Here is a 20973-nt window from a genome sequence, read left to right on the forward strand (position 1 = left end):
TTCACTTTATTTTCAACCAGTATATGTCATGATCTTCTCATCGTAAATCCACTTCTGACCAACCTGTCACAAACCGTTACCAAGTTGCACAGCCAGCTACATGAAAACAAAAAATTATTACCGTACAGTTTATTAGAAATGCTAATTACTCCAAATCCATAATTTTAATCATTAAAAAAACACTTGTAAGTTACACAAGTGCTATCTATGTCAATTATTCAATTCTCTTCTTACAATATCTAAGAGGACGGTGTTCTGATCCGTCTGTATATCACCTTTGTTTTCAAGGTTCTTCAAGTAGTATGGTAGTTCCAACACATCCTTCAGTCTTCCTTCTGTTAAGAATGGAACGGTAACTTTTAATCGGATGTCATCTCGCTGTACCGGTAATGTCGAAGCGAGGACATAACCCCAATCCACACCCGTCTTGTTAGAGAAATTATGAAAGGGAATTGTGAAAAGTCCACATTCTTTTAACGTCTTTTCGATGCTCCACATATATTCTGGCATCAGGTTGACGGTTGAACAAGCAATTGATACAACACCACCCGGGTTTAAGTGTTCTTTTAATTGATGATAAAACTCTAAAGAAAACAATTGGGATAGACTTGGACATCTTTCAGTTGGTTCTGGTATGTCTACAATGATCACATCCCACGTTTCTAGGCTTTCTTCTACAAAATGTCTGCCATCTTCAATCACCGTTCTCACTCTGTGATGATTTAATGAACCCTCATTGAATGTAACTAAACGATCGAAGTTCTTTCCAAGATCCATCATCTCCGCATCAACATCTACAGCGATAATTTCCTCAACGTTCTCATAGCGCAAAACCTCTCGCACACTGATTCCGCCTCCGCCACCGATGATTAAGATGCGTTTGGTCTCTTTCGCTGCGGCCATCGGAACATGTACAATCACTTCTGCATACTCATTTTCATCTTGTTTCGTGCCAAACATGATTTCACCATTGCTGTAGACCCATACTTCTCCTGAGACATCGATTAGTGCAATTCTTTGTGTCAATGTTTTGAACGTCTGAATCAGTTTGAAGTCTCTTTCGGGTCTCTGACCTTCATTTATATAGAGTTTAAGTGAGCCACTTCCCAAAAACCTCCAATATAAATAACCACCCGCTTCTATTATAAAAACTGCGGCTGCACCGATCGTTAGCCACATAAGTTCATCCACTATAAACACTCCTTATTTTTCAACGAGCTATATGCTCATTCTTATTCATGCATCGGACATGTGGTGTTTAAATCTTTGTGTATAAACAAAATTTAGGCGTGTGCATATACTAATGCGACAATCATTTTTTTGGAGGTTATCTTATGAGCTATATGAACCCACAACAACAGCAACAAGACACCGGACAACAGCAAAGTGATGGGCAGCAGCAAGCACTTCAACTATCTCTGCAACTTATCAGGGAAGCTGTTGCTGGCGAAAGAGAAGATGAATTATTTTACGATTACTTAATTTCTGAAGCACCCACAAACGAGCAAAAATTAATCATTGCATCCATTCGAGATGATGAGAAAAGACATAACAAGCTTTTCAGAATGATCTACAAAGACCTTACTGGCCAAGAAGTTCCACCAATGAACGGAGAAGAGTTTCAGAAGCCCAAAACGTATAAAGACGGCCTTGTAAAAGCGCTGTTTGGGGAACTTGCTGCCGTAGAAAAATATCGCGTTATTCGCCAAGGACTTCCTAATACGTATTATCGAGACATTCTGTTTAACATCATTACAGATGAGATAAAGCACAGCGCAAAGTACAACTATTTATTCACGTTAAACAGTACATCAAGTGCTCCTCGTTCTTTTCATCAAGAACACAGAATGCCTCAAACGGAGAGCTTAGCTGATCAATGGGTTTCGTACATTGATCCGTTAGTACAAAGAGCATTAAAAGAGACCGAAGAAGGCATTAACTTAACTCATCTCTATCAGGAATTTATTTTATCTGGTGTTCTTGTTGGTCAAGGATTCACACCTCAACAAGCTATTGAACAGGTAGAAGAGTGGGAAAAAACAGGAGAGTCTCAGCTGTTGAAAAAGAGCAAGATGATGGGAAACCAAGGAAGATAGGAGAAGAGAGGAATGGAATCTACACAAACATTTTCAAAGCCTTTTATTGGCGATCAATTTCCGGAGATGACGATTCATACAACCCTTGGGGAACTTGTCCTCCCAACAAGCTATCAAGGTCATTGGTTTGTCCTCTTTAGCCATCCGGGTGACTTTACACCCGTATGCACAACGGAGTTTGTTGCGTTTCAAAAGCTCATGCCCGAGTTTAGAAAGCTCAACACTTACTTAATCGGATTATCTGTAGAACAAGTATACTCACACTTAAAGTGGATCGAATGGATACAGCAGAATTTAAAAGTAGAGATTACTTTTCCGATCATCGCGGATAGTCTAGGGAGGATTGCTACTAGACTTGGAATGATACACCCTACGATGGGAACAAGAACGGTCAGAAGTGTTTATATCGTAGATCCGACAGGTAAAATTCGTCTTATCCTTACGTATCCCGAAAATGTTGGTCGTAATATCAATGAGATTCTAAGAGCGGTGAAGGCGTTGCAGACAGCAGATCGAAATAAAGGAGCAACACCTGCAAACTGGCCGAAAAACGAACTAGTCGGAGACCGTCTGATCGTTCCAGCACCTACAACCGTACAAGAAGCGAAAAAACGGGCAGAACAAGCACAAGCAGGAGAGATTGAATGCTACGATTGGTGGTTATGTACAAAGCCACTTCATGACAGATAAAGAGAGCAGCCTACGATTAGGCTGCTCTCTTTATGCCGACACATCCTCTATGCCGTTTTAATTTTAACGATAAAATAGTAATACTTATACATCACCACAAGAATCAAGATCACTCTTGCGATCATACTGTCTGTAAGGATAAAAGTAATCAAGATCATTGAGTCTGAAAACAGGCTGATCATGATCTTTTTCTTTTTAGTGAGCGAACGATTCCTAACAAAATCATCTAGATGTTTTTTATAGATGTCGGTTCCTTTAAACCACACTTCAAACTTTTTTGAACCTTTTACGAAGAAATAAGATGCCAATAATAAAAGAGGTGTGGTAGGAAGCAACGGCAAGACGATACCGATAACGCCTAAACCTAGGAAAAAGAACCCCAACATTACAAATATGATGTTTTTAATTTTCATTGGGATTCTCACTTCCTTTATCTATTAAACTTAAACCATACCGTTTACATTTTTATATAACAAACGCCGTTCTTTCCGTAGTGGAGCACCTTTAAAGAGTGCTTCTTCCTCTTCTGTCTCAGGAATGACACTCGGTACCGGAAACGGCTTACCGTTTTGATCGATGGCCACCATCGTTAAGATTGACGTGGTGTTCAACGTCCTGTTCCCCGTCTCTAGATTTTGACACTCCACTTTTACGTATACTTCCATAGACGTTCTTCCCGTTGAGATCACTACACCTTCTAATATGAGGATGTCTCCCACTTTAGCCGACGATAAGAAGTTTACATTATCAATGGATGCGGTGACAACCACTTTCTTGCTGTGCTTCATGGCGGCAATCGCTGCGATTTCATCAATGTACGATAAAACGGTACCACCGAATATCGTTCCCATGTGATTCGTGTCAGGGGGCAATACCAACTTTGTTTGAATCGTTCTTGAGATGTTTGCTGATAACTGCTGTTCCATACCATACCCTCTTTTCTGAAGCTTGAAAGCTCCTCTTATTTTGAGGGAGTTAGTGAACAAAGAAAAATACCCATCACGTAAGACGGGTACGTAAGAATACATAACAGAAAGAATGATCTATTAAATACCCCTCGTCCTATCTTCCCAACTCCCGAAGAAGATCAACGCTATAAAGATGGCAGGTCTCCTGACTCGTGCATCAGCCTACTCTAAGCCCTTCCCGTCAGATAGACAGTGGTTTTGCTTATTTCGTCAGCACTTACAGTTGCGGGTACAGTCCTGGCCTCACACCAGATTCCCTATTAAGTCTGCAACAGACACCATAATTATCGGATCTTATGAAATTTTGAATCTATCTTATTGTACCACTAACAATTTTTACTTTTTACAAAACCTTTTAATCTTCTTCATATGAGGTTTAAAATCTCCTGCTATTCTTATCTCAAAAGACTGGGGAGGTTTTCTAATGATACGTCCAACAGCATTAATCCTTACAGCTAACTATGGCAGCGGTCACGTTCAAGTCGCTAATGTCCTCGCTGAAGAAATGAAGAGTAAAGGATTTCAACCTGTCATATCTGATTTATTTGGTGAAGCTCACCCCATCATGTCCCAAGTTACGCAATCCATATTTATCAAAAGCTTTTCACACGGCTCTTCTTTTTATAAATGGTTTTATTATGGAACAAACAAATTGAATGCCAATACAATTACACAATTCTCTCGTTATTTAGGAAGAAAAAGATTTCTAGAATTGATCAAAGAACATCAACCCCGTTTTGTAATAACAACCTTCCCCCTTCACGCTGCGCCATTTCTTATTAAAAAATCACGGTTTAACATCCCCATCTATACCGTGATCACTGATTATTTCGCTCATCCATTTTGGATCAATCCAGCGATTGATCATTATTTTGTTGCATCTGATTCAGTCAAAAACGGACTGATTAATCATAGTGTGACTGAAAATAGAATCACAGTCAGCGGAATTCCGATCCGTACAGAATTCTATCATTCCATTGATAAAAAAGACGTGTTTGCTAAATACGGTATTACGTCTAGCAATCGTGTCGTGACGATCCTAGCTGGTGCTCAAGGTGTGCTGAAAAATGTTAAGGTTCTAGCTCAGCGTCTTTTAAACGATCCTTCTCTGCGAGTAATTGTAGTATGTGGCAAGAATAAAACGTTGTATGAGAAATTAACACCACTAGCAGAACAACATCCAGGTTCATTCCGATTATTCGCTTACGTAGACGAACTTCATGAAGTCTTAAAGATTTCACATTGCGTAGTAACCAAGCCAGGTGGCATCTCCATTACTGAAGCTGCTGCTGTAAGAGTGCCACTTATTCTATATAAACCCGTTCCTGGCCAAGAAGGAGAAAATGCTAAGTATTTTGAAGAAAAAGGTGCTGCAATTGTTGTTCATACCGCAGACGAAATTGTGGAGAATGTTCAGAGACTATTTAATAACGAAACTTTATTATGTAGCATGCAGAAAAGTTTAGAACTCATTCATAAATCTCAATCTTCCGCATTGATTGCTGATTATGCTGTTGATGATATACAACAGCTAACTCAAATTACACGTTAAGTAGCTATTGATGGATACAGCTTCTAATAAATTTTTAGAATGCTTTGTTTAATTGACCATAATCGACCTCTAGGTGCTATTTAGGCACTCTGGATTCCTTCTATACCTGGCCTGGTATCACGGCTATTATTTCGAGAGCTTTTAGAATTAATCCTAGAAATTTCTGATTTATTCCGGCGAGTTTTACCCATAAACCGGCGAGTCGACATATCACGACAAGTAAACACTAGCTCTATACCCCCTACCTCAACATCGCGAAACAAAGTTAACTCATTCAACGGACCCATGCTTTAATACGCGCACTCCAAACAAATAAACAGGCAGATTCGCTATCATCAGCGATTCTGCCCGTTCTAAATACTTCAATCTTCTTTAGCACCATCTTCCGCAATTGCCCGAAGGTCTGCATAGAAAAAATCATCATTGCATAAAGGGGAATGTTCCTTTTTATTATCATAGCTCTCAACGATTTCCTTCAATTCACCCGTATCACCTTTTGCATTGATGATCTCTACTAACTCATTCATTCCGTCTGATGTTTCTTCATCGATTCGTTTCTCATTCTTATCCTTCATGTCTATCCCTCCTATACGTTTTTAGCTTCTCCACTCAGGAAAATTTTACACAAAACAAAAAAAGTCCCTAATCTATGTCAGGGACTTCAATGGTTATTATTATCTTAGAAATAAATTAGCTTACTGAAATAGCATCTGTTTTTTTGTTGCTGTTATTGGTTCCTCTGTTTTTCACGATTTCTGCATAACGGTATGCGCTATCTTTCCAGATTCGCTCTTGAGAATCAAAATCTACGTAGATGATTCCAAATCGTTTGTCATATCCGAAGCTCCACTCAAAATTATCCATGAGAGACCATAGGTAGTACCCTTCAATATTCATGCCTTCATCGTTCAGATCAGAAACCGCTTGAAGATGCTTTTCGATATAATCCACACGGCCAGAGTCGTGGACGCGTCCGTTCTCTAGCACGTCATCAAAGGCTGCACCATTCTCGGTAATATAGATAGGAAGATCCGTATATTCCTGTCTCAATCTTCTGATCAGATCTTTAAATTCTTCTGGCGCTATGTCCCATCCCATGCCGGTCTTTTCATAATCAGAATGAGCCCCTCTATGTAAGAAGTCATTCGCTGCAGAGAACTCAACAATCCCTCGGCTATAATAGTTGATGCCAAAGAAATCACAAGACGTTGAGATGATTTCCATATCCCCTGCTTCGATAAAATCATACGAATGAACGTATTTAGAGAACAAGTTCATCATATCAACAGGGTACTGCCCTTTGAAAACAGGATCTAAGAACCAGCGATTGGAATACCCGTCAGCATTATTCGCTGCAAGCTGATCGTTCGCAGAATCTGTTTTTGCATAGATCGGTGAAAGGTTTAACGTAATACCGATCGGCGTTTTGGATTGAAGCTCGTTCTTTAAATATTGTACAGCTTTTCCGTGAGAAAGAAGCATGTGGTGTACCGCTTTAACAGCTTCGTCCATGTTCGTATGTCCTGGAGCATGAAATCCTTGATGATAACCTAAGAAACCAGCACACCACGGCTCGTTATGCGTAATCCAAGAATCCACCTCTGCATCAAGCTCTTGGAAGCAAACTTTTGCTAACTCCATAAACCAATCGACTGACTCACGGTTTACCCAACCGCCTTCTTCATGAGCCCATAGTGGAAGATCCCAGTGATAAAGCGTGATCGCAGGTTTGATTCCTTCTTCACGTAAACGCTGTGTTAATTTTTTGTAGAAGTCCATTCCCTCTGCATTCAAAACACCCTTTTCAGGAAAAATACGAGGCCAGGAAACTGAGAAGCGATACGTTTCTACGCCAAGCTTCTTAATCTGCTGAATATCTTCTTCAAACCGGTAGTAATGATCACACGCTATGCTTCCATTATGCTGTTGATATACTTTTCCAGGCGTATCACAGAACGTATCCCAGATTGAAAGTGTTCTGCCGCCTTCAAGACGAGCTCCCTCAATTTGATAAGAAGATGTTGCTGTACCAAACACGAATGACTTATTAAAATGCATAACTGTTTCTCTCCTCTATTCTTTGATAGAACCTGCTGAAATGCTGTTAACGATATATTTTGATAAAAATAGGAAAGCTACCATGATCGGCACCACGGAGATCGCGATACCTAAATACATAGACCCCAAGTTTTGAGCCACTTGTGAACCTTTTAAGAAGCCCATCAACACAGGAAGCGTGAACTTTTCAGGTGAGAATAATACAACTAACGGCATGATGTAGTTGTTCCACGACCCGATAAACGTGAAGATAGACATCGTCGCGATCGCTGGCATCATGATTGGAATTGCGATCGTATGAAAGATTTTAAATTCACTTGCTCCATCAATTCGTGCCGCCTCAATCAAACTTGGATGCAGCGTTGTTAAAATGTACTGGCGCAGGAAGAACACCACGAAAGGACTCGCTGCTGCGGGAATGATTAATGGAATATACGTATCCAATATCCCTAAGTTCTTACATAGCTCATAAAAGCCGATCAACCCTAACTGGCCTGGGACCATCATCATCACTAACATGAAAACGAACATCGCATTCTTGCCTTTAAACACGTAGAACGCGAATCCATAAGCTGTTAATGCTGAGAAGTAACCGGATAACAACGTTACAAGTACGGAGATGATTAAGCTGTTCTTAAAACCCGCCCAAATATTGATATAGCTCATCATCGTTTGATAGTTTTCAACGATTGCACTACCTGGAAGCAAGGTGAAGCCTGAAAGAATTGCTTCATTTGAGCGTGTGGCGTTAACAAGCATCATTAAGAACGGAATGAAACACACGATTGCCATAACGATCAATACGGTATAGATCAGAATTTTTGGTATGCTGACTTTCCGCTTCGGTTTTGTTTCTATTACACTTTTCTTTTCAACAGAATTTGAAAGGCTATTATCTACCGCTGTTTTTCCTATCATGCTTTACACCTGCCTTGGTTGTTTACGTTCTTTCCCATACATCCCTTTGAAAATAAAAGCAGAGAAGATGAGCGTTATAACAAATAGCCCGTATGCGACTGCTGCAGCATATCCGTAATTGTTATACTTGAAGGCTTGATTGTATAAATAGAGCACCATCGTATTCAATGAGCCATCTGGTGAACCTATTCCATCTGTTAAAAGCATCGGTAGATCAAACAATTGAAGACCTCCAATGAGCGAGGTAATCATGATATAAAGCAGGATAGGCTTTAAGAGCGGAATCGTAATCTTAGAAAACGTCTGCCAGCGATTTGCACCATCGATCAATGCTGCTTCGTAGTAGTCTTTCGATATACCTGATACGCCTGCCATCACAACGATAAAAGAGTGCCCAAACCACATCCACGTTAAAATCAATGAGATCGATAACTGTGCACTCGTTGGTTCGTTCAGCCAGTTGATCGGATCTGAGATGATTCCTACCTTCATCAACATCATGTTTAATGAACCGTGCTGCCAATCTAGTAAAATCCCGAACAGAAGAGCTACCGAACTGATCGTAATTAAATTTGGTAGATAAAAGATCGCTCGAAAAAATGCGATACCTTTTAATTTCACTCTCATATCTGAAAAGATCATAGCCAGGATAAGAGCAAGTCCCATTTGAAGTGCGAAATTCACACCCCATATTTTCCATGTGTTAAAAAAAGCTTCAACAAAATATGTGTCTGTAAGGAGTCGTTTATAGTTTGCTAAACCTACTAACTGCGCTTCACCACTGCCTGTATAATTGGTAAAACTATAATAAAAGGTTAGGGCGACGGGATATATACTGAACACTAAGAAGACGAGCCAAAACGGAGCAATAAAAAAATAGCCATAACGGTTTAAATTTTTCATCTCTCCTCCCCCTTTCAATAGATAGGCCAGTGGCGAGAAAAAGTTTCCCGCCACCGTCCATAAAACTTATTTTTTCGGTACTTTGATGTCTGGATAAGCATTTTGTGCTTTTTGATAAAATTCTTTAATCGCTTCTTTTTTAGATTTCTTACCTGTTACATATTGCTGAACGGCATTTCCGTAAAGCGTATCTAGCTGCTGATCGTACTTCGTCACGATTCCAGGTGTGATCTTAGTAGATTGATCCAGGAAGAATTGATAGTTGTTCTGTCCACCTAAGAATTTGTCGCTAAAGTCATCTTTAATTGTCTCTGTTACAGGTAGATAAGAAAGGACATCACCTGTTTCTTTACTCCAAGATGTTAAGAACTCATCGTCTTGTGTCATCATCTTCACAAATTTATAAGCAAGTTCTTTATTATCCGATTTGTTGTATACACCAAGCCATGTTCCACCCCAGAAATAAGGACTCGGACCACTCGTTACCGCCCAGTCACCAACAGATTCCTTAACATTGGTTTTCAGGACGCTATGTAATCCCCATGTAGGAAGAACATATGAAAACACTTGCGTTTCTTTTTCCTTGCCACCCTCTTTTACCTTGATCGGCTTATCCATGCCTTCGAACCAAGATGGTGACCATTCAGGTGCTAGAGCAGTGTATTGATTATCACGAAGCTTTTTCGAGTAATCCATGTACTCCATTTTTTCTTCCGTTAGCTGAAGCTCATTCTTGTCGTTTACCCAAGGCTGTGGATTGTCACCTTGTGTGAACCAGCGGATCGCACCTTCATCTGGGAACATGCTATAGCCTTTTGACTTCATCTTTTCTGCTACTTCAAACACCTTATCCATAGAGCTCATCATTTCACCAACTTGAGTTGGATCGTCTGTTCCTAATACTTCCTTTGCAATGCTTCGCTTATAATAGATGCCTCCTGGCGTTGTTTGCCAAGAGAGAGCGCGTACATCGCCATCTTTATCTTTACCAAGGTCAAATACGTAAGGTACATACTTATCAGAAAGCTTATCTGCGTTATAAGGCTTTTCAGATAAGTTCTCCCAATAGCCTGCATCTACCCATTGTTTTAAGAATGCGATCTCGCCCGTGAAAACGTCAGGAGCTCCAACACCACTCTCAAGTACAGGCTTTAACTTTGTCGGGTAGTCAGCGATCGGAACAATCGTTAACTCCACTTTTACGCCATTCTTTTCCTCAAATGTTTTGATCGGTTTCTTTAATTCATCTGTAAACGACCAGATTCTTAGATCAACATCTTTCTTGCCATTACCAGATGTTTTCGAATCGCTTGAACAACCTGCAAATAATCCCACCAACAAAATTGATACCAAAAAGATACTTAACTTCCTTTTCATGTATAAACCCCTTCCTTCTTTAAAATTTATAGAGCGAAAGCGGTTTCGTTTTGTTTCAAAATAAATATTCGAAACCGCTTTCGAATTATCCTAAAAAAATTTTTATTTTTTTTGTGAGCATGATTCTCGAATGATTAGTTCGACTGGAATACGTTTGGATGTGATCAGTTTTTTCTTTTGGATAATTTGTTTCATCAACAACTTTGCTGCTTGGTATCCAATCATATCCGTATCTTGCTTAATCGTCGTTAACTTCGGTGTAATGTATGCTGCCATTTCAATATCATCATAACCGATGATTGAAATATCTTCGGGTACAGATAAGCCCTTCTCTTTTATGGCCTCAATTGCACCGATAGCCATATGATCTCCTGCAACAAATACCGCTGTAGGTACATCATCTAACATCAACAGCTTTTCCATGGCCGCTTTGCCTTCACCGATTGAGAACAATCCACCATTGATAAGATAGCCATCATGAATCGGCAGGTTCAACTCATTCATCGCTTTTTTAAATCCTTTGATTCTTTCTGCACCTGCATCCGTTAAAGCATCGCCAGCGATATGAGCGATCTTTGTATGACCAAGTGAATGCAAGTAATTTACTGCGAGCTTTCCACCTTCAATATTATCCGAGAACACAAGACTGCAGTTCTGTTTGTTCATATCTATAACAACGATAGGAATCGTGCTGTTTATCATCTCTTGTACTTGCGGATCTTGTGGATCAGAACAGATCACTACAATGCCATCTACGGCACGGTAAGAAAAGTGTTCCAAATAGCTGATATCCCGATTACGCAGATTTCTTGAAGCGAAGATCAGATCATATCCCTCTCGTTCTGCATTCTTTCTAAAACTTTCTATTATGGCACTAAAGAAAGGATGTTTCATTCCTACTTCATTCGATTCAGAAAACATCACACCAATCGTCCAAGACTTTTTTGTAGAAAGCGATTGGGCATGTGCATTAGGCAGATATCCCATTTCTTCGACTGCTTGTAGAATCTTCTGCTTCGTTTTTTCACTCACATCAGAATAGTTATTGAGTGCCTTTGAGACGGTTGTCGTTGAGAAACCCGTCTTTTTTGCAATATCATAGATTGTAGCCATTGTTATCTCCTCTTTACCGAAAGCGCTTTCGTTAATGAAAATTATAACTGACAGTAAAATAACTTTCAATATAAATTTTCTAACTTTTTCGAACAAAAAAAGACAGGGGACTTTTTATCCAACCTATCTTGCATGACTTTATTTAATCTCTAGCTAGAAACAGAGAGGAAATTTCAACTGCTTTCTCGTACTGCTTCGTATCGGCATAATAGTGGTATAGCTGCTTTCCAAACTTATCGATCCTGCTAAATTGATTATGAGCTTGAAAAAATGGCATTGCTATATTTTCTAAGTAACTGAAATAAGCATCCATCTCGCTTCTTAAGATATACAGGTGAAGTTGAAACAAATGCAAATATAACTGGTGCTTTAACATTTTGGCTGCTGTTAATCCTTCTTCTGCACTTTTTAAATTCTGCCTTTGAGACTGAAGTTTTCCATCGATACTATTGTCCAAAAAATTATACAATCGATTTAAATAGATCGCTGTTTTTTTATCAGCCATCTTTAACGCTTTTCGATAATAGATGTGCGCATTCTCATAATCTTTTCTTTTGAAAAATTCAAGCCCTAGATTATGCAGAAGCATTCCAATAATACCAATTTCGTTTAGCGTTTCACTATCCTGAATCAACTGAAGGTAACGGTTAACTTTTTGTTCAAATTCATGCTGAGTGGCGCATTCTATTTGAAGCAGCATGACTGATTCTGCTTGGATGGCTCTTGAGAAGTTGTTGTTTCTCTTAAAAAAGTCCACTGCTTTTTTGGCATTGATATATGCCATTGTTTTGGATTCAACCCATTGATAAGCCATCGCTAAATGATAACAGTATTCTTCATTTCCATAGGCAATCTTATCAATCGTACTCAAGAGCTCGATCGCTTTCTTGCGATTCTCAACATAAAAATTGTTGTACTTCTCCAAATAATAGATTCCTTTTACATGCTTATACATGTTGTATTCAAAAGGAGTCAGATGCTCAGTTTTTATTCGGTTTAAAATCTCTGCTGTTTTTTGTGGCTCTTTTTTCAAAAGGTAGTAACGAGCAAGCACTAGCTGATAAAGTACTGCATGTTTTGAGGATTTAACAATCGGAAATTGATCTAATTCACTTTTTGTCTTCTCTACTTCTTTCATTCTTTGCATGATAATAGAGTTGTGCCATTGATGTAGTTTCTTCTCCATATCTTGAAAGAACTGCATTTCCTTCTGTATGTCGATATCTAGCCGTTTGGAGAATAACGCAATAATCTCTGTTGAGTACTTCGTCTGCCCCCGCTCAATTTTACTAACATGTGTTGTCGTACAAATATCTTTGCCCAATTGCTCTTGAGAAAGTCCTCTTCTTTTACGATAAAATTTGATAATTTCTCCCTCAATCATATGTGTCTCTCCTCATGAACAAATGTTTAATGATAAAAGTTTCTTTCAAAATCGGTTTTTTCCTTCAAAAGTCATGTTTTTAAGTCTTTGTGCTCACTATTTTCCCATAAAAAATCCACGAAAGAATACTCTCTCGTGGATCGTATAGACTTATTGAGCCGGTACACCAATCGCATCGTATGCTGCAATTACAGCTTTTGTTTCGGCAGATGGAGCTCCATTACGGTCTGGATAAAGATCTCGAGCGGATTGAATCGCTGCAGCACGCATCTCTTTGAATCCTGATGACGGTACAAGATAGTTCGTTAACGCACGGTAAAAGATTTTCTCTGTTTTCGAACGTGTGATACCCGTGACTTTAACTCCGTGATGCTCTCCTCCTTCAGAGATGAGATAAGCTGCTTTATTGTTGATGGAGCTGTTAATATGAACCCCACCCTTATCCAGCTCACCTAAGTAACGGTCTTCATAGTGATCAGGATATGAATTATCCTTCAATCCATAAGCTGAAGATAGCTTTCTGGACTTTGGATTACTCATGGAACGAAGTCCGCCATCACCAGGTACGTTTGGTGTGTAAATGTCTTCACCCATCTCCCATTCAGATGGACTTGTTAATCCGTGTGAATGCATCTCAGACAACGCACCGAAGATATCAGCTAGTGATTCATTAATCGCACCTGATTCTCCTTGATAGGTTAGGTTTGCTGTTTTCGAGATTACACCATGTGTCATCTCATGACCTGCAACATCCATCGCACCTGCTAATGAACTGAACAGAATACCGTCACCATCTCCATATAGCATCTGCTTTCCGTTCCATGCTGCATTGTTCCATTTAGACCCAATGTGGACCGTGCTTATGATCGGCATTCCGTTTCCATCGATACTGTTACGTTTGTGAATATTTTGGTAATACGTATTTACTTTGATAGAGTTCGTATGAGCTGAAACCGCTGCTGGATTCGCAAAGAACGACGTACCTGTCTCTACTTCGAAACCTGAGAACCCCAAAAGTCCGGATAGTAGGATGAAAGGTGTTTCACCCATGCGGTTCGCTTTGTACGTATGAACTGGGACGATGTTCGGATTCGTCGTTGTTCCTCCTCCTATTGCCGCACCATGAAGATAGCTTTTCCCGGATGTACTATCTTTTACAGCGATAAAGTTTTGAACTTTACCGAATAAATCTAGTCCTCTTCCTGTTATCGGTGTTACTGCTGGAGCATCTGCTTCATGTACCGCGTTAAACTGATCAACGATCTCACCCGTTGTTGCATCTATAAAATAATGATAAAACCCAGGTGCAGGAACAGAAGTCGAAACTTTAACTAAATACGTTAAGTAGTTTCTGCCTTCATGCGGATAGATTGTTAATTCTGTTTCTACTCCGTCATACTGCTTAACTTCTCCAATCTCAGCAACTACTTGCTCTTTCGCTGTTATTTCTGCGTCTTCCTTCGATATGGATGGATCTGTAGAAATGATGGATCGACCTAGTTTCTGAGTCACCTTCCCAAATGATGCATACACATTGTTGTTTGCATCCAGCGCAACGGTTTGTCCACTGCCGTAGATCGGGATTCCGTTGTATTGCTCAATAGTCCGCACGTGGTATGTATTTGTGCTACTATCTGCAAACTCTTTTACGATCTTAAACTGCTCTCCTATTGTAGATGCTGATTTCGCACCAACCTCGGAAACGACCTGTGATTGAAGATACGCTTTAACGATTTCAGCTTTACTCAACCCTTCAGGAGCTTGGAATAAAACAGTTGTAGGATTCGCGTGTGCATTAGATCCAGGTAATGAAAATCCTCCAAGTGTAACGGACAATGCTAGAACTGCTGGGATTACCACTTTTTTGTTCAATCGTTTTTGTCTTTTCTTTTTCAACCCATTCACCTCTTCATCAAATTGTGCTTCCGGAATAATTCCAATTATTAAGAACATTACAAAAGTGGTCAATTGGGTTAATTTATCCTTAGTTTTTCAAGGGTTAATGGTTTTTGAGGACTTCATTCGACAAAAAATGTCCATATTTCTTGAATAATTAACCCAATAACAATCTCAAACACATTCTGTAATAATAGGGTCAAATCACTAGACGAGGAGGGCTGATATGAAAGGCAAGCTTCATAAAGGAACTGTTCTATTGGGGTTGTGCTCTCTATCTTTTTATTGTGGTGCTCAAATTACCGGTCAAACTGAAGCTGCCTTTTCAAGCCGAGCTCAAATAAAACCGGTTGAACTTTCAGCTGCAATTGTCTTTCCAGACACAGTGGGAGATCTTAATGAAAAAGCTATGATCATTTATTTGGACATACTTTCTCTATACAATACCGTTCCGAACGCCGCTGAGGATGCAAGTTTACAGGAGCTAAAAAAAACGATCGAGAAGATTACAAGAATAGAACAAGCACTTCACTTACTTCTCAATGATTTTCAAGACATACATAATGAGCTCTTGAACTATGAGAAACAGGTAAGGAATCTGGATTCAAAGACATACCAGTTTGTCTATGAAGGGTGTAATGAGGCAAACGAATTGAGCAAAAAAATAAAAGAAACAGTGAACTTACAATCTATTAAACAATTACACCATTCTATTGAAGTTCGTATAAACAAGTTAGAAGATGCTGAGAAGAAGATTGAAGGTCCCATTAAATCAGCAAAGATGAAGAATGCTACTGATCATATAGAACAAAACGAATTTGCTGATGATTCTATTCAAAGTGAAGGAGAAACAAAACTTGACGAAAAGACTGTTGAAATTCACGACTAAACTAGCAAGTACCTCTTTTATTGTATTGCTCTGCTTGCTTGCTTTTATCATCCTATCGTCCCGTGTTTCAGGATCAGAACCTTCCGTTTTTGGCTATCAGATTAAAGCGGTATTATCTGGATCGATGGAGCCTATCTTTCAAACAGGGTCTATCATCTCTATTAAACAGACAGACGATAACACTACCTTTAAAAAAGGCGACATTATCACTTTTCAAATGGAAGATAAGCTGATTACTCATAGAATTATTGATGTTGAAAATAAAAACGGACAAATTTCCTATCACACAAAGGGCGATAACAATGACGGACCTGATATGTGGTCAGTTCCTTCAAATGATGTGGTTGGAAGCTACACAGGATTTACGATTCCTTATGCCGGATATGCATTAAATGTAACTCAATCTAAGGAAGCATCTGCACTTTTGTTATTTATTCCAGGGTTCTTATTATTTAGTTCAGCTGTCTTTTCTATAGTGAAAGCAGCTAGAAAACTAGATGTCGAAAAAGCATAAACTTGGGTTAGATCTCTATGTATTTAAATCATACATACGAGTTTAATAAATTTATATTACATATCTATGGAGGTTGAGAAGAATGGGGTTTACGAAGACAATTAGCAAAGGCGTTATGACAGCTGCACTAGGTTTATCTTTAATGGGAGGAGGAACGTTCGCTTACTTTAGTGACACGTTTGAAACGAAGAACACTTTCGCTGCAGGTACGTTAGATCTTTCCATCAATCCAAACGCTGTGGTTAACATTGACAACATCAAACCAGGCGATGAAGTGTACCGTGAATTTACGTTTGAGAATAAGGGTTCTCTAGACATCTATCAAGTACTACTAGATACGAAATATACAGTTGAAGATGCAAAATCAGATAATACAGATGATCTAGCAAACCACATTAAGATTACAATCATGTACAACACGAGCAGTGCAACTGTTCCTGTTGTTGAGACAACATTGGCTCAACTTAAAGAACAACAACCTGATCTAACAGCAATTGATGAATTCGTTGGTACTGTTCAGCGTCCTGATGGTATTCCTCCAGGTGAGAAAGAAAAAATGTTCGTATTGTTCCAGTTCGTAGATAATGGCGAAGATCAAAACCAGTTCCAAGGAGACAAGCTTAAAGTGGATTGGACGTTCAACGCGAAACAAGCCCCAGGTGCTTATAACGACGATACAGATCCAGAGAATAACTAAGTTTCAGAACAAGCTAGAACTGCTAACCTTAGCAGTTCTTTGCTGTTCTATCCTAAGTTACAACGTTATTATTTATACTAAAGTTCTTGTCTTCAACTTTTTATTCAGCAGTGTGAACATCTTTTTTAAATCATTATTAGGTACTTCTAGATAATTGTCACCTAGACTTACCTCAAAGAAACAACGATTCTCACCATTCTCGCGAAGATGTCCAGTTAATCCAACTCCACTCTCACTATAAGTGTCTGCCAAAATGCGTTCCATTTCATGTTTTGGTGCCTGAATATGAACATGAAACATATTTGAAACAGGCGTTATCGGAAGTGTGCGTATACCTTCACACGCGTTATAGAGTGCTGCTAATTCCTTTGCACCCTCATAATATTCTTCCATTTTTTTAACTCGTTGATCGAAATAGAAATCCGCGCTTATGATATATGGATAAAGACTGATCAAATCACCGCCATGACGTCTTTTCCAAACCTTTGATTTCTCAGTAAAGTCTTTTGGCCCTGCTAAGACTGCACCTGCGACTCCACCAATTCCCTTGTAGAAAGAAACATAAACACTATCAAAAAGAGCACAAACTTCAGCGGCCGTCTTTTTATAAAAGGGCAGAATTTCAAACAGTCTTGCTCCATCCAGATGAAGTTTAATTCCTTTTTCTCTGCAGTAATCAGAAGTAGCTTGTAACTCTTCAAAACTCGGCAGCTGGCCACCGATCTCTCGCTGAGGAAGTTCCAATAATAAACAAGAAACGTCTTCCTTCATGTTGACTACATCATCCAGTTTAATAATTTTATTAGGGTCACTAAGCAGCACAGGTTCAATGTGGTGAAGTTCTTTCAAACCATCTTCTTCGTGAATTTCCAAGTGGCATAGTGGATGATACGCAACTTTTTGGATACCCTTTTCATCACACCAAATGCGCATCGCAATCTGTTGAGCCATCGTCCCACTCGGGAAAAACACAGCAGATTCTTTTCCTAAATAATCAGCCATCTTTTCTTGAAAGCTATCAATGATGTGACCGCTGCCATACATATCACTTTCTTCCTGCCCTGTTTGATTTGAAATAGAATCTAACAGGACAGACACATCTCTTTTTCCATGTCCGGTTACTTGGTATTTTGCATTTTTGTAGGCAGCAATTAAAGTGTTTTTGTTTTCCAACGTAACAAGCTCCCCTCTATTCGTTTATCCAGCTAATATCACCATTTATCTCAATATTGTTAGGTACTTTTAATAGAATAAAATCACGGCCGATCACAGAGCTGCGATTTTCTTGAGTAAAGTGTCCCCCCTTAGAGAACTGACTGTATGCAAAGCCTGGTGAAAATCTCGAGAAGCTAACTGTCACTAAAGCTGGGTTATTTACGGTTAGCTGTTGTCCGTTTAACAAAAGCTCTGGCGAATGCACTTTGTCTGTAAAATCTACCCCATCGATATAAGATTTCCCTACATGATACGTAGCCTCAATCTCACCATCATTTTCGCTTTTTCGCTCAGCAAAAACACTCATGATGCCTGTTTCCCCCTCTGTTAAAACAATGTCTAACGACTTTTCATTAAAAGGAAAAGACCATTTTTTCTTTTCAGAAAAAACTTTATCTAGATCGACTACGTTTCCTGAATACAAATTGTCTATCGCTTTGGTTTGAGCGTCTTCTATTCTGCTCATTTCAGCTGCCGTAGCTATTTTTTCATCATTCTTATGGTTTGGAAGGATGCTTAGTGAAATAACTGTAGCAATCGCTAGAATCATTGTATATCCGCCAAGGATCCAGCGGATTTTTCTTGTTCCTAAGCTTAATTTAGTGTTTGATCTCATGACTCCAATTCCAAAAGCGACGATAATAAACACTATCAAAATTGGCAAGAAAGACATAATAATCATTTTCTTACCTCCATTCTGTTAGAGATTCCTAAGCTAGTCAGCAGTAAAAACGACGAAACGATAACTATTTTACAAATAAACAGAATAAATGATGTTTCTTCTCCAAAAAACATGGTTACATTTACAATAACCCTAGAATCGCCACCTATTCCATCCAATATTAAGCCGCCAAACAAGATAGTAGGAATAATTAACAAGAAACCTTTATGCAGCTGAATTAAAATTCCAACAAGATATCCTGCGCTAGCAAATAGAAAAATATAAAGAATGGAAGTAATCATTCCCATGACGAATTCAGTAACCGTTAATGAATCAACGATGATTGAATAATTATCTTTGAAGTAAAAAGCTAAGATCTGAAACAGATGAGTAGAAAGATAAACCGTTATACCTGCAAAAATACTAGCAGATAAGAGAAATAGAATGTTAGAAACCACGCTGATGGCACGATTGGTTACAAAAGAAAAATCGTCATACCGATACGCTCTCGTTGTAATTATGATCGCTGTTATGAACGCCCAAATCATCATAAAAATGAGGATGATGTCACTTGTGTAATAGTAAAAATCATATTGTATTGAATTAGATGAGCCACTTCCCGAACCGGTACCATTAAAAGAAAAAAGAATCGCCAGCATCTGGATCACGATTAACGACGTAAACACACCGAAATATGATTTCAGCTTATAGCGATATTGTTTCTTTACGATGTCCCAAGCCTTAACCTCTGCTAAATACATGATCAATCCCACCTTTTGTTTTACTTGTTAAATAACTGCAAATATCTTCTGCAGAAACTGGCGTGACTTCTAATCCTAACTGTCTAGCATCCTCTAACTCTTTTATCGAACGATCGTTCCTTATGACCGCGTATGACATATTTGCGCCGATCTCTTGCACGGAAATGGGTTCCATCTTCTCTGTCCACTTCTCTACGTTAACTGTCTTTCCTCTCACGCCAATCGCGTACTCCTTTAACTGATCGATGGATAAGTGAAGACACTTTTCACCAGACTTAATGAGTAGAACCTCTTCTAACAAATCTTCTACTTCATCTAATAGATGGCTAGAAAGAATGATTGTTCTTGGATAGGCGATGTATTCTTTTAATAATGCTCGGTAAAAGTCCTTACGTGTCGCAGAATCCATTCCGCTTGTCGGCTCATCCATGATCGTCAGTGGGCAGCGTGCAGCTAAACCAACGATCATATTAAACGTACTCTTCATCCCCTTTGAGAGATTTCCATGATATTGATTAGGATTAAAAGAAAAATAATCAAATAATTTCATCGCTAAGTCGTGGTTCCAATTTGGGTAAAAACTCCCCGCTGTTTCAAGCAGTTCTTTTAATGTTAACCCTTGTGAGAAACTCATCTCGTTATCGATGAAGATTGTATTTGCCGCAACCTTTAAATTATTGAACGGATTTTCAGAGAAAACCTGTATGTCACCCGCAGAATGATGAAGATAACCAGCAATTATTTTTAATAATGTTGTTTTTCCTGCTCCGTTCCTTCCAATTAAACCGGTAATTTTATTTTCCGCTATCTGAAAGGTCATATTTTGGATTGCTTTCGATCGACCATATTGTTTAGTCAGTTCATGACAAACGACAACATTCATGATTGCTCCTCCTTTATTCTTTGGTGCATATCCCTGATCATCGTTACTAGTTCATCTTCTTCGACTTGCAGCTGAATGGCTTCTTGCGCTAACTCGGTTACAAGTGAATGCAGCTTAGAACTTTTTCTTTTACCGAGGATAATTTTTCTTGCATCCGCCGCAACAAACATTCCTAGTCCCCTTTTCTTATAAAGAACGTTATCGTCCGCCAATAAGTTTATGCCTTTACCAGCAGTAGCTGGATTCACATTAAACATCTCAGCCAGTTGATATTGCGAATATATTTTTTCATCTGCTGAAATCGATTCGTTCAAGATCTCGTTCTCGAGCCATTCTGAAATCTGAACATAAATCGGCTTCATACTATCAGCATTTAGCAGCAAATGTACCTCACCTCC

General features: G+C 39.1%; 22 protein-coding genes and 1 riboswitch. Of the genes, 6 read left to right on the plus strand and 16 right to left on the minus strand.

Annotated features, from left to right (window positions below; genetic code table 11):
* Positions 1 to 210 precede the first annotated feature (210 nt).
* Positions 211 to 1191: a spermidine synthase gene (locus IHV11_RS18535; RefSeq protein WP_197195847.1), complete on the minus strand. Its 981-nt coding sequence runs from the start codon at positions 1189 to 1191 to the stop codon at positions 211 to 213.
* A 143-nt stretch (positions 1192 to 1334) separates the two neighbouring features.
* Between IHV11_RS18535 and IHV11_RS18540 the strand changes: the two genes are divergently transcribed.
* Together IHV11_RS18540 and IHV11_RS18545 are read left to right on the plus strand one after the other, a co-directional pair.
* Positions 1335 to 2096 carry a ferritin-like domain-containing protein gene (locus IHV11_RS18540; RefSeq protein WP_197132388.1) on the plus strand — a complete coding sequence of 254 codons (762 nt, stop codon included), beginning with the start codon at positions 1335 to 1337 and terminating at the stop codon, positions 2094 to 2096.
* A gap of 12 nt (positions 2097 to 2108) precedes the next feature.
* Positions 2109 to 2786 (plus strand): peroxiredoxin, encoded by a 678-nt coding sequence (locus tag IHV11_RS18545; RefSeq protein ID WP_197195848.1) that lies wholly within the window; start codon positions 2109 to 2111, stop codon positions 2784 to 2786.
* 47 nt (positions 2787 to 2833) lie between these two features.
* On the opposite strand, the gene IHV11_RS18550 is transcribed toward IHV11_RS18545, so the two are convergent.
* Both IHV11_RS18550 and IHV11_RS18555 read right to left on the minus strand, forming a co-directional pair.
* On the minus strand, positions 2834 to 3199 hold the full coding sequence (locus IHV11_RS18550; protein ID WP_137791437.1) for a YbaN family protein: 366 nt from the start codon (positions 3197 to 3199) through the stop codon (positions 2834 to 2836).
* 30 nt (positions 3200 to 3229) lie between these two features.
* Entirely contained in the window at positions 3230 to 3712 is a 483-nt protein-coding gene (locus IHV11_RS18555; RefSeq protein ID WP_197195849.1) for an acyl-CoA thioesterase, read from the minus strand.
* Positions 3713 to 3872: 160 nt separating this feature from the next.
* A riboswitch (cobalamin riboswitch) is annotated at positions 3873 to 4052 on the minus strand.
* Positions 4053 to 4178: 126 nt separating this feature from the next.
* On the opposite strand from IHV11_RS18555, the gene IHV11_RS18560 reads away from it, so the two are divergent.
* Positions 4179 to 5306 carry an MGDG synthase family glycosyltransferase gene (locus IHV11_RS18560; protein ID WP_197195850.1) on the plus strand — a complete coding sequence of 376 codons (1128 nt, stop codon included), beginning with the start codon at positions 4179 to 4181 and terminating at the stop codon, positions 5304 to 5306.
* Positions 5307 to 5668: 362 nt separating this feature from the next.
* Here IHV11_RS18560 and IHV11_RS18565 read toward each other — a convergent pair whose 3' ends face one another.
* The 8 genes from IHV11_RS18565 to IHV11_RS18600 all read right to left on the minus strand — a co-directional run bounded on the left by IHV11_RS18565 (position 5669) and on the right by IHV11_RS18600 (position 14955).
* The gene (locus IHV11_RS18565; RefSeq protein WP_066390905.1) at positions 5669 to 5881 is read right to left on the minus strand and encodes a hypothetical protein; all 213 of its coding nucleotides are present in this window, start codon (positions 5879 to 5881) and stop codon (positions 5669 to 5671) included.
* Positions 5882 to 5996: 115 nt separating this feature from the next.
* Positions 5997 to 7364: a GH1 family beta-glucosidase gene (locus tag IHV11_RS18570; RefSeq protein WP_197195851.1), complete on the minus strand. Its 1368-nt coding sequence runs from the start codon at positions 7362 to 7364 to the stop codon at positions 5997 to 5999.
* A 15-nt stretch (positions 7365 to 7379) separates the two neighbouring features.
* Positions 7380 to 8156, minus strand: a complete 777-nt coding sequence (locus tag IHV11_RS18575) for a carbohydrate ABC transporter permease (protein ID WP_225218915.1) — start codon at positions 8154 to 8156, stop codon at positions 7380 to 7382.
* 129 nt (positions 8157 to 8285) lie between these two features.
* Positions 8286 to 9185 carry a carbohydrate ABC transporter permease gene (locus tag IHV11_RS18580; RefSeq protein WP_137791430.1) on the minus strand — a complete coding sequence of 300 codons (900 nt, stop codon included), beginning with the start codon at positions 9183 to 9185 and terminating at the stop codon, positions 8286 to 8288.
* Positions 9186 to 9251: 66 nt separating this feature from the next.
* The gene (locus IHV11_RS18585) at positions 9252 to 10562 is read right to left on the minus strand and encodes an ABC transporter substrate-binding protein (protein WP_197132370.1); all 1311 of its coding nucleotides are present in this window, start codon (positions 10560 to 10562) and stop codon (positions 9252 to 9254) included.
* Between the two features lie 102 nt (positions 10563 to 10664).
* A complete protein-coding gene (locus tag IHV11_RS18590) occupies positions 10665 to 11675 on the minus strand; it encodes a LacI family DNA-binding transcriptional regulator (protein WP_197195852.1) in 1011 nt (336 codons plus the stop codon).
* Between the two features lie 142 nt (positions 11676 to 11817).
* Positions 11818 to 13059, minus strand: a complete 1242-nt coding sequence (locus IHV11_RS18595; RefSeq protein ID WP_197195853.1) for a helix-turn-helix domain-containing protein — start codon at positions 13057 to 13059, stop codon at positions 11818 to 11820.
* A 150-nt stretch (positions 13060 to 13209) separates the two neighbouring features.
* Positions 13210 to 14955: a M4 family metallopeptidase gene (locus IHV11_RS18600; protein WP_231620404.1), complete on the minus strand. Its 1746-nt coding sequence runs from the start codon at positions 14953 to 14955 to the stop codon at positions 13210 to 13212.
* 226 nt (positions 14956 to 15181) lie between these two features.
* On the opposite strand from IHV11_RS18600, the gene IHV11_RS18605 reads away from it, so the two are divergent.
* The 3 genes from IHV11_RS18605 to IHV11_RS18615 all read left to right on the plus strand — a co-directional run bounded on the left by IHV11_RS18605 (position 15182) and on the right by IHV11_RS18615 (position 17055).
* Positions 15182 to 15844, plus strand: a complete 663-nt coding sequence (locus IHV11_RS18605) for a DUF4047 domain-containing protein (RefSeq protein ID WP_197195854.1) — start codon at positions 15182 to 15184, stop codon at positions 15842 to 15844.
* Positions 15813 to 16358 carry a signal peptidase I SipW gene (sipW, locus tag IHV11_RS18610; protein WP_231620405.1) on the plus strand — a complete coding sequence of 182 codons (546 nt, stop codon included), beginning with the start codon at positions 15813 to 15815 and terminating at the stop codon, positions 16356 to 16358. Before IHV11_RS18605 ends, sipW begins: the two co-directional genes overlap by 32 nt.
* Before the next feature lie 82 nt (positions 16359 to 16440).
* Positions 16441 to 17055 carry a TasA family protein gene (locus tag IHV11_RS18615; RefSeq protein ID WP_191754436.1) on the plus strand — a complete coding sequence of 205 codons (615 nt, stop codon included), beginning with the start codon at positions 16441 to 16443 and terminating at the stop codon, positions 17053 to 17055.
* A gap of 72 nt (positions 17056 to 17127) precedes the next feature.
* On the opposite strand, the gene IHV11_RS18620 is transcribed toward IHV11_RS18615, so the two are convergent.
* From IHV11_RS18620 to IHV11_RS18640, 5 genes are read right to left on the minus strand one after another with little or no spacing between them, the layout of a single operon-like run.
* Positions 17128 to 18228 carry a threonine aldolase family protein gene (locus IHV11_RS18620; RefSeq protein ID WP_197195856.1) on the minus strand — a complete coding sequence of 367 codons (1101 nt, stop codon included), beginning with the start codon at positions 18226 to 18228 and terminating at the stop codon, positions 17128 to 17130.
* 16 nt (positions 18229 to 18244) lie between these two features.
* Entirely contained in the window at positions 18245 to 18952 is a 708-nt protein-coding gene (locus tag IHV11_RS18625) for a hypothetical protein (RefSeq protein ID WP_197195857.1), read from the minus strand.
* On the minus strand, positions 18949 to 19692 hold the full coding sequence (locus IHV11_RS18630; protein WP_197195858.1) for a hypothetical protein: 744 nt from the start codon (positions 19690 to 19692) through the stop codon (positions 18949 to 18951). The genes IHV11_RS18625 and IHV11_RS18630 overlap by 4 nt, the downstream gene beginning before the upstream one ends.
* On the minus strand, positions 19673 to 20575 hold the full coding sequence (locus tag IHV11_RS18635) for an ABC transporter ATP-binding protein (protein ID WP_197195859.1): 903 nt from the start codon (positions 20573 to 20575) through the stop codon (positions 19673 to 19675). The genes IHV11_RS18630 and IHV11_RS18635 overlap by 20 nt, the downstream gene beginning before the upstream one ends.
* The gene (locus IHV11_RS18640; protein WP_171005598.1) at positions 20572 to 20958 is read right to left on the minus strand and encodes a GntR family transcriptional regulator; all 387 of its coding nucleotides are present in this window, start codon (positions 20956 to 20958) and stop codon (positions 20572 to 20574) included. Before IHV11_RS18640 ends, IHV11_RS18635 begins: the two co-directional genes overlap by 4 nt.
* Positions 20959 to 20973 lie beyond the last annotated feature (15 nt).

Source organism: Fictibacillus sp. 26RED30, from assembly GCF_015903845.1.
Taxonomy (GTDB): Bacteria; Bacillota; Bacilli; order Bacillales; family Fictibacillaceae; genus Fictibacillus; species Fictibacillus phosphorivorans.